We start from the raw sequence: 8,877 nt of genomic DNA, 5'->3' as shown, positions 1-8,877 counted from the left end.
ATCCGCGGCAACCTCGCCTTCGGCCGCCTCGTGGTCGCCGAACTCCTCGACCGCGGACGGTGACTCCGCCCCCGCCCACTCGATCCCAGGGAGGTTCCTCATGGAGGACCACGCACTGCGGGCCGTCGAACGGCTCACCACCCGTCCCGCCGGATGCTACGACACCATCACCGTCGCCCCCCTCACCCCGGTGTTGGGCGCCGAGATCACCGGGCTCGACCTGTCGCGGGAGCTGACGCCCCAGCAGGAGAAGGAACTCAAGCACGCCTTCCACACCCACCATGTCCTGGTCTTCCGCGACCAGGACATCACCCCCGAGGAGCACAAGAGGTTCGCGGGCGTCTTCGGCGCACTGCACCCCGTCGCCCTCGCACCCGAGGGCTCCGACCCGTACATCCTGGAGATCAAGGCGACCAAGGAGTCCCGGTCCGTCGCAGGCGACGGCTGGCACGCCGACGGCACCGCCGACGCCGCGCCCTCGCTCGGCTCGATGCTGTACATCACCACGATCCCCGAGGGCGGCAGCGGCGGCGACACCCTCTTCGCCAACATGCACCTCGCCTACGAACTGCTCTCACCCGCCCTGCGCGGTTTCCTGGACGGTCTGACCGCCCTGCACGACGGTGCCCTGCCGTGGACCGCGGCCGGCCAGAACCCGCCGCCCGAGTACGACGTGCCGCGCACCGTCCACCCCGTGGTCGTCCGGCACCCGGAGACCGGCCGCAGGCTGCTGTTCGTCAACGCCCCCTACACCTCGCACATCACCCAGCTGTCCCGGGCCGAGAGCGACGCCCTGCTGGGGCTGCTGTACGCGCACATCGCCCGGACGCCGCTGCTGCACTGCCGGGTCCGCTGGCAGGAACGCACCCTCGTGCTCTGGGACAACCGCAGCGTCCAGCACCACGCCGTGTGGGACTACTTCCCGCACACCCGCGAGGGCCGCCGGGTGGCGATCGACGGCACGCCTCTGCACGCCTGACCGGCCCCTGACGGAAGCGCAGGTGCCCCATGACCACGACAGCCGGCTCGGAGGCGTTCCGCGCCGCGCTGCGCAACCCGGCCGACGCCCCCCGCCGGCCCGGCCGGGGCACCGCCGCCAGTCTGGGGGCGAGCGGCTGCGCCGAGGGGCCTGCCGGCGTCCGCGACTATGCGCTCGCCAACGGGTTCGCCGCGGCCGAGGCCGACGCGTACGGCCACGCGTACGTGCGGCTGAGCACCGAGGCCGACGCACGGGCCTTCGCCGAGGCCCACGCCGAAGCGCTCGGTGACGCGCGCGCGTCGGCGTACGCGTCCGGTGACGGCCGGGCCTGCGCCGACACCCACCCCGGAGCGCACCTGCGGGCCGTCGTCCGGGCCACGACGGCGCGGGACGGCGGCCCGCACAGGTCTCCCAGCCGGCCGAGGGCCTTCTCCCGGCGCTCGCCGCTTCCCGGCCGCGACGGCGAGACACCCCACCGCACGGCCTGAGGCGAGACACCCGCCGCACGGCCTGACGGCCTTCCCGCCCGGGGAGGCTTCGGGCCCGGCGGTGCGGCCGGCCGCCACGGCCGGCCCCCGCGTCATAGCGCGCCCCGTCATTCGTCTTATATGCATGCGTGATGTGCTGTGTGGTGCCGCGCGGTTCATTGCCCTGGTGGTCGTGGTGGCCGGCACGACCGTGACGCCCCCCGCCCCGACGGCGTCGGCGGTGCACGTCGCCGCGACCGGCTGCGCGACGGTCGACGAACTCTCCGGGTATGTCCCGCTGTACGAGCTGGACGTCCCCCGGACGGCGTACTGGCCGAAAGGCACCGGCGTTCCCTACGCGCTGAACAGGTCGCTGAAGCTGGACGGACAGCCGAGCGCGCCGTACCTGGACCGGGTGGCCTACTGCCTGGACACGGTGAGCCGGGCGGGCCGTCACGAGTGGGCCTACGCGTCGTTCGACGCCCTCACCGACGACCCCAGGACGCTGGGTGTGCCGAACACCACCACCGCCCGGCCGGTGAAGGCCCTGACGACATGGGGCAGCAATGTGACCCATGTCGAACGCGCGGACGGCGGGTACGTCAGGTTCTGGCCCGGCACCTACAACGCGGCAACCGGCAGGCCGAGCGGTTCCGCCTCCGGGTACGGGGCCATGCAGGTGCACAACACCGCCGCGGGACAGACCGTACTGGCGCTCAACGGCTGGAGCCGCAAGAAGGGCCGGTACCTGGACATCGGCACGGGCAACCAGCGGACCGGCCACCGGGACTGGACGTTCTCCCAGTCGGCGCGGACGCTGGCCTCGGCCACGCTGACCGTGTACGTCAAGCCGGCCACACCGAACGCGACGACATGCGAGCAGACGGTGGGCGAACTGGCCGACTACCGGCTGCTGTACGACGCGGAGATCCCGAGGACCGCGGCGTCCTGGACGGACGGCGTGAGGTACGCCGTGGACAACTCCGAGACGCTTCACACACCGATCTCCCGTGTCGCCTACTGCCTGGACGGCATCTACGGCACCACTGCGGCATGGGCCTACGCGGCCATGGACGCCTGGACCCAGGATCTGGGGAACCTGGGCGTGCCCATGTCCGGAATGACCCGGCGACGCGTCGCGGATCTCACCGTGCGGGGATCAGATGTGCTTCCGTCCGACCACAGCACCGGATATCTGGAGTTCTGGCCGAACCAGTACGGGCGGGAACGTCCGCCCGACGCACCGGCCGGCGGCAGCGCCGGCGCATGGGACATCGCGGACAACCCCCACCCGGCGTCCCGGCCGGTTCCGGGCGCCGGCGGCTACGGGTCCTTCCAGGTCCATGACCTGACGCACCGGCAGACCGTGCTCGCCGTCAACGGCTGGGCCTATCTGCCGCAGACGCGTGTGGACATCGGTGTCGGCACCGCACCCGGCGGTGCGCCGGACTGGACGTTCGCCGGCAACGCGCGCGGGTGGACCCGGCCGCATCTGCGGGTCTATGTGAAGCCCGCCGGTGTGGACCTCACCACGGGTCCGGTCGACGCGCAGCTGTATCCCCGCGACCGGGCCACGAACACGGCGACGGTCGAGGTGCGCGGCCGGGTCACCGACCCTGATGTGACCGCCGTGGACATGGACGTCTACCGGGAGGGCACGCTGGTGACGACCCGGCGGGTGCCGGCCGCGGAGTTCTGCTCACTGAGCGCCCCGATCACCGCGGAACGCGCCTCCTACACGGTGGAGGTGTGGGCGCAGCGGCCCACCGGCCGGACCCTCGTGCGCCGCGCGAGCGACATCGTCGCGGGCGACGTGTACCTCATCGAGGGGCAGTCCAACGCGGTGGCAGCGGGCGCCGGGTTCGCCGGCACCGCCGGCTCCCAGGACGCGTCGCCCTGGGTGCGCACGTTCGGTCACAGCATCGCGGACCCGGTGCGCTCCGTCCACGACCGCAGCTGGTACCGGGCCACCGGTGAGGGCTTCGAACCCCGGCACACCTCGCAGCGCGGTGCGATCGGGCAGCTCGGAATGCGACTGGGGCAGGTGCTGGCCGACCGGACCGGCATCCCGGTCGCGATCCTCAACGGCGCGGACGGCGGCAGACCCTCCGGCTTCTTCCGGCGCGCCGCCGACCTCCCGGCCGACCCGGCCACGAACTACGGCCGCCTGCTGAGCCGGGTCGCCGACGGCGGCCTCACCGGGGCGGTGCGGGGCGTCATCTGGTACCAGGGCGAGTCGGACACCGGCCTGTCCGGCAGCCCCACCGCGGCCCAGCACGATGCCCATGTCCGCGCCCTCATGACCGGCTGGCGGGCCGACTTCACCGGCCTCGAACACATCTACGTCGTGCAGATCCGCAACCACTGCCGGGCCGTCAGGAGCACCGCCGTACAAGAGGTGCAGCGCCGCTTCGCCGGCCTTCCGGGTACGTCGGTGATGACCACCATGGGACTGGACGGCCATGACGGCTGCCACTACGCCTACCGGCAGGGATACCGTCAACTCGCCGACTGGCTGAGCCTTCAGGTCCTCCGTGACCTGCACGGTGTCCGGCCCGCCACACCGGCCGGCCCGCCGAACCCGCTGCGCGCGACCTGGGAGGACACGGCACACACCAGGATCCGGATCGACCTCACCGATGCCACGCAGACGCTGCGCTGCGCTGCCGGAGCCCGGGCCGACTTCATCCTGCACGGCACGGCCGCGCGGGTGGCCGGCGTCACCTGCGGCACCGGCCGTCTCAGCCTCGCCCTGACGGGCCGGGGCACGGGCCTGACCGGGATCACCCACACCGGACACCCCGGTGCTGCCACCGTCTCCGCGACCCCGGCCACCGCATGGATCGTCAACGCCTCGGGGATGGGACTGCTGGCCTTCGACAGGCTCCCGATCGGCTGACCCGCACCGCCGGGAGGGGGGAACGGCCCGTCCCCTAGGGGTGCGGGGACGGGCGGGTCTTCACGGGACGCGCCGCCACCGCGCGAAACTGCTGCGGTGCCGTGTGCCGGTGCCGGGGTGTCATGGCCGACCGGCGAGCGGGACCAGCCGATGGCTCTCACGGCACGGACGGCAGGCGAACCGGCTTCCGCCCGCGCACGGGCCGGAGCCCGCCTCCACGGCGTGGATCAGCCGGATGTCCTGGGCGAGGCGTTTGCACCAGGAGCACAGGCCGGGCCGGCCGGCGTCCGCGTCGTGCTGTGCTTCGGCTTCGGAACGGGTACAGACGGCCATTGCCGCACCTCCGGACGTTCGGGTGCCTGCGGCCGTGTGTGCTCGTCGGTGAGGCAGGCCGCCACCAAGTGTTACCCAAGGTACATGAATGTCCACGGAGAGTCCCCGGTTTCTGTCATCGGGTGATGGGCGACGCCTCCGGGACCTCGGGGTGGATCTGCTCGACACGGTCGCGCGTGGTGTAGGTGTCCCAGTACCGCCCACTGGCCGGGTCGGCGCCGTCGGCTGACCGTGCCGCTCCCATGAGCCGTCCGGCGCAACCGCTGTCCCCGTCCGGGTAGCCGCGGGCGCGCCGACTGGAGCCCGCGGGGACGCTTCGTACGTAGTGGCGACGTCCGCCCGCGACGACTGGAGCGCCCGTTGGAAACCCTTGCCTCGCGACCGCCCCGACCGACCCGCGTCCCCTGGTGTGCCGTCCGGCTCCAGGGCGGCAGGGCCGACAGCCGGAACGGCTGATCACATGGACGGCGCCGCTCGCCCTGCCCACCGCCGCCGGCTCCACGGCGTCCTGTGGATGCTTCTGCCGGTGGCGGTGACGGCCGGCCTGTACTGGTTCGGCCGGGCACACATCCCCGACTACCAGAGCAGTCTCTTCGGGCAGCGCGGCTACGGCGCCCGGGGGCTCAAGGCCCGACTCGGCTCGGCGCTCCTCGGCCTGGCCCTGATCCAGCTGTTTCTCGCCCTGTGGATGTACGGCGTCCTGCCCGCGCTGCGCACCGCATCACACCGGGTGCACACCACGCACCGCGTCATCGGCCTGACCGCGTTCCTCCTCTCCCTCCCGATCGCCTGGCACTGCATCACCGCCTACGGCGTCCGGCTGACCAGCACCCGCGTGGCAGTGCACTCGCTCACCGGCTGCTTCCTGTACGGGGCCTTCGTCGCCAAAGTCGTCGTGGTCCGCCACCGCCGCTGGCCCGGCTGGGCGCTTCCACTGGCCGGCGGCGTCCTCGTCACCGCGATCGCCCTGCTCTGGTACGCCGCCGCCTTCTGGTACCTGAACGGCTTCCGGGCCCCCGGCCTGTGACATCACGCGACGGCAGGACCGGGGTGGCGAGGAAGTGTCCGAGGAGTCAGCGGGAGTGGCCGAGTTGGGCGAGGGCACGGTCCAGCATGTCGGCGAAGAAGTCCACCGCGGCGGCGTCGATGCACAACGGCGGCTTGATCTTCAGGATGTTCAGGTGGTCGCCGGTCGGCTGTACGACCACGCCGAGGTCGAGCATGCGGTCACAGAGTTCGGCGGTCTCCTCCGTGGCGGGTTCCAGGGTGACGCGGTCCCGGACGAGTTCGAGCCCGAGGTAGAGGCCCGAGCCGTGGACGGCGCCGATGATGCCGTAACGGTCGGCCAGCGCGTCGAGCCGGCTCTTCAGACGGCCGCCGACGCGCACCGCGTTGCCTTGCAGGTCCTCGTCGCGCAGGGTCTCCAGGACGGTGAGGCCGACGACGCTGGAGACGGGGCTGCCGCCGGTGGAGGAGAAGAAGTAGCCCTGGTCGCGGTACCGGCCGGCGATCGCCGCGGACGTGATGACGGCGCCGAGGGGGTGGCCGTTGCCCATGGCCTTGGCCACACAGACGATGTCCGGGACGACCTGCTGCTGCTCGAAGCCCCAGAACCAGTGGCCAAGACGGCCGTAGCCCACCTGGACCTCATCGGCGACGGCCAGGCCACCGTGCCGGCGGACCGCCGCGTACACCTCGGCGAGATAGCCGTCGGGCAGGGCGATCCCACCGGCGTTGCCGTAGAAGGTCTCACCGATGAAGGCTCCCGCCGGGCGGCCGGAGGCGGCCAGCTCGTCGATCACCGCGACGGCCTCGGGCGCGTAGCGCACCGCGTCCGCCCCGCGGTGCCGGCCGCGATAGGAATTGGGCGAGTCCACGGTGTGCACCCAGCTCGGACGGGTGGCCAGGGCGTTCGGGTTGTCCTGGAGCGAGGTGGAGACCGCGTCGGAGGCGTAGGTCCAGCCGTGGTACGCCTCGCGCAGCGCGACGACGTCGTGCTGCCCGGAGGCGCCGATGGCCAGCCGCAGCCCCAGATCCACCGCCTCGGAACCGGAGTTGACCAGGAACACCGTGTCCAGCGGCTCGGGCAGCAGGGCGGCGAGGCGTTCGGTGAACTCCACCACCGAGGCGTAGTGGAACCGCGAGTTGGTGTTGAGCCGCCGCAGCTGCCGGGAGACCGCCTGCTCTACGCGGGGGTGGGCGTGGCCCAGCGGGGTGACGTTGTTGACGATGTCGAGGTAGGAGCGGCCGTCGGTGGACAGCAGATGGTGTCGCCAGCCACGCTCGATGCGCGGAGGCTCGGCGTAGTAGTGCTCCTGCACGGTCGCGAACACGGCGTCACGCCGGTCGAGCAGATCCCCGTCCTCGGCACGGCCGGCGGCGGGGAGACCGACGAGCGGGGCGGGGTCCGCGGTGAGCGCGAGCCAGCCGGCGGCGTACTCGGGGCGCACGAAGGCAGGGACGGCGGGGCCGTCGGCGTCGCGCAGCGCGAGGCGCAGTGCGGTGCCGGCGGGCAGACGGGCGAGGTCCCCGCCCGCCCGGACCGTCGAGCCGGCGGCGACCACCGGATCGACCGTGCCGGGGAAGGACAGCGTCAGCACCCGCGGGCCGTAGCCGATCTCCACACGGCCCGGTGCCGCGGCGAGGACCTTTCCCGCGCCGGGGGCCTGCGCCACGACCGGCCGGCCGAGCCACAGGTCGATGCCGGTCGGCACCGTGGCGGCGGAACGGGCCGACAGCGCCGGAGCCCGGTCGAGCCGTGGCTGCGCGTACCGGGTGGCCACCGCGGCTGCTCCGTCCGCGAGCGCGGCGGCCGACAGCCGGTCCACGGTGCCGGCTTCGAGCCAGGCTCCGTGGTCCATGGAATCGGCGTCCGTGGACAGGTCGAGGAGGCCGACGGTGTCGGCGTCGAGGCCGCGCAGCAGGACGTGCGCCGGCGCATCGGTGCGCGCGGGCGCGTCCGCCAGGCCGGTCGCGTCCTGGACGAGGTGGACCATCACCGCGAGCGGCAGGCGGGTGGCCTGCTCGAATATGCGCCACTCGCGGTCGAGTGCGGACGTGGCGTAGGCGTTGTCCTCGTCGACGGCGGCCTGGTGGCGGCCGCTGGCGACCAGACCGGCGGCGCGCAGGACCACCAGGGGCCACAGCGCCTCCGCCTCCGCCGGGGCGAGCGGCCTGACGGCGTGGAAGGCCCGGACGGCGGGCAGCACATGATGGGGCTCCACACCGTCGTGGTGGAGCATCGAGGAGAGCGTCACGGCGAGTTCGCCGACCGCCCAGCTCCAGGTCAGGTCACCGAAGTCGATGACTCCGTCGGGTGTGGGCAGGGGGCCGTCGGGGGAGCGGATCAGATTGTCGTCGGTGAGGTCGAGGTGCACGGCCTGCGACGGCAGCGCGGCGGCGAGCGCGTGGACCCGCGCCCAGGCGTCGGCGGTCGCGGAGCGGACGGCGGCGCGCCGGTCGGGCTCGGCGATGTGTTCCGCGAGCTGGGCGACGACGCGGTCGGCGTGCCGCGGGTCCCACTGGAGGACGCGCTTGAGGCCCGGGTGGCGGAAGTCGCGCAGGGCGGTGCTGATCTTCGCGCCGATCGTGCCCATGGCCGCCACCGTGCTCGGCGACAGGTGCCGGGGTCCGGAGAGCGCACCGCCGGGCAGGTGCCGCAGGAGCCGCGCGATGGCCGGCCCGCTCGCGGTGTCCACCGTCGTGCGCCGCGGGGAGCCGTCGGGGCGGCGCAGGACGGTGGCGATGCGCAGTTCCGGGTGGGCCGCGGCGATCAGGTCGGCGGCGGTGTCCTGGGCGTCGATCTCCGTGGCGCCGAAGGCGGGGTTGGCGATCTTCAAAATGGCCAGGGCGGTCCCGTCGTCGGCGCGCAGCAGGAAGTTGGCGTCCTGCTGGCTGCCCAGCGGCTCCGCACGCACGTCGACGCCGAGGTGCTGGGCGCCCAGGCGCGCCGCCTGGGCCGGTGTCACCTGGGGTGCGGGCAGCGCACCGTGGGCGAAGAAGTCGATGGTGTGGAACTCGTCGTGCTGCATGCGGGATCCCTCGGCTGGTGGGCGGAGCAGGGCGTGCGTATTCCGCGAGCCATGTAGTTGTTTCCAGCACAATGGCGGATCGGAGCGCTCGAATCAACTGTGCCGACGACGGAATCGGGCGCATGCCCAGGTGGGCGCGACACTGCGTGATTCCCTCGCGACTGTTCG

At 72.9% G+C, this 8,877-nt stretch carries 7 protein-coding genes; 4 read left to right on the top strand and 3 right to left on the bottom strand.

Going from position 1 to position 8,877, the window contains the following annotated elements:
• Positions 1–100 precede the first annotated feature (100 nt).
• The 3 genes from AC27LF_RS10610 to AC27LF_RS10600 all read left to right on the top strand — a co-directional run bounded on the left by AC27LF_RS10610 (position 101) and on the right by AC27LF_RS10600 (position 4,345).
• Positions 101–979, top strand: coding sequence for a TauD/TfdA dioxygenase family protein (locus AC27LF_RS10610; RefSeq protein WP_479662736.1), 879 nt, complete (start codon positions 101–103; stop codon positions 977–979).
• 29 nt (positions 980–1,008) lie between these two features.
• Positions 1,009–1,467: a hypothetical protein gene (locus tag AC27LF_RS10605; protein ID WP_479662735.1), complete on the top strand. Its 459-nt coding sequence runs from the start codon at positions 1,009–1,011 to the stop codon at positions 1,465–1,467.
• 124 nt (positions 1,468–1,591) lie between these two features.
• Positions 1,592–4,345: a sialate O-acetylesterase gene (locus AC27LF_RS10600; RefSeq protein ID WP_479662734.1), complete on the top strand. Its 2,754-nt coding sequence runs from the start codon at positions 1,592–1,594 to the stop codon at positions 4,343–4,345.
• A 120-nt stretch (positions 4,346–4,465) separates the two neighbouring features.
• Here the strand turns inward: AC27LF_RS10600 and AC27LF_RS10595 are convergent, their stop codons facing one another.
• Positions 4,466–4,678, bottom strand: coding sequence for a hypothetical protein (locus tag AC27LF_RS10595; protein ID WP_479662733.1), 213 nt, complete (start codon positions 4,676–4,678; stop codon positions 4,466–4,468).
• Between the two features lie 115 nt (positions 4,679–4,793).
• A complete protein-coding gene (locus tag AC27LF_RS10590; RefSeq protein ID WP_479662732.1) occupies positions 4,794–4,922 on the bottom strand; it encodes a hypothetical protein in 129 nt (42 codons plus the stop codon).
• A 216-nt stretch (positions 4,923–5,138) separates the two neighbouring features.
• On the opposite strand from AC27LF_RS10590, the gene AC27LF_RS10585 reads away from it, so the two are divergent.
• On the top strand, positions 5,139–5,705 hold the full coding sequence (locus tag AC27LF_RS10585; RefSeq protein ID WP_479662731.1) for a DUF6529 family protein: 567 nt from the start codon (positions 5,139–5,141) through the stop codon (positions 5,703–5,705).
• Between the two features lie 46 nt (positions 5,706–5,751).
• Here the strand turns inward: AC27LF_RS10585 and AC27LF_RS10580 are convergent, their stop codons facing one another.
• Complete coding sequence (locus AC27LF_RS10580) at positions 5,752–8,709, bottom strand: aminotransferase (protein ID WP_479662730.1); 2,958 nt, start codon at positions 8,707–8,709, stop codon at positions 5,752–5,754.
• Positions 8,710–8,877: the final 168 nt, after the last annotated feature.

Source organism: Streptomyces diversicolor, from assembly GCF_057537855.1.
Note: the sequence above shows the minus strand (reverse complement) of the source record. Positions and strands in the feature narration are given on the sequence as shown.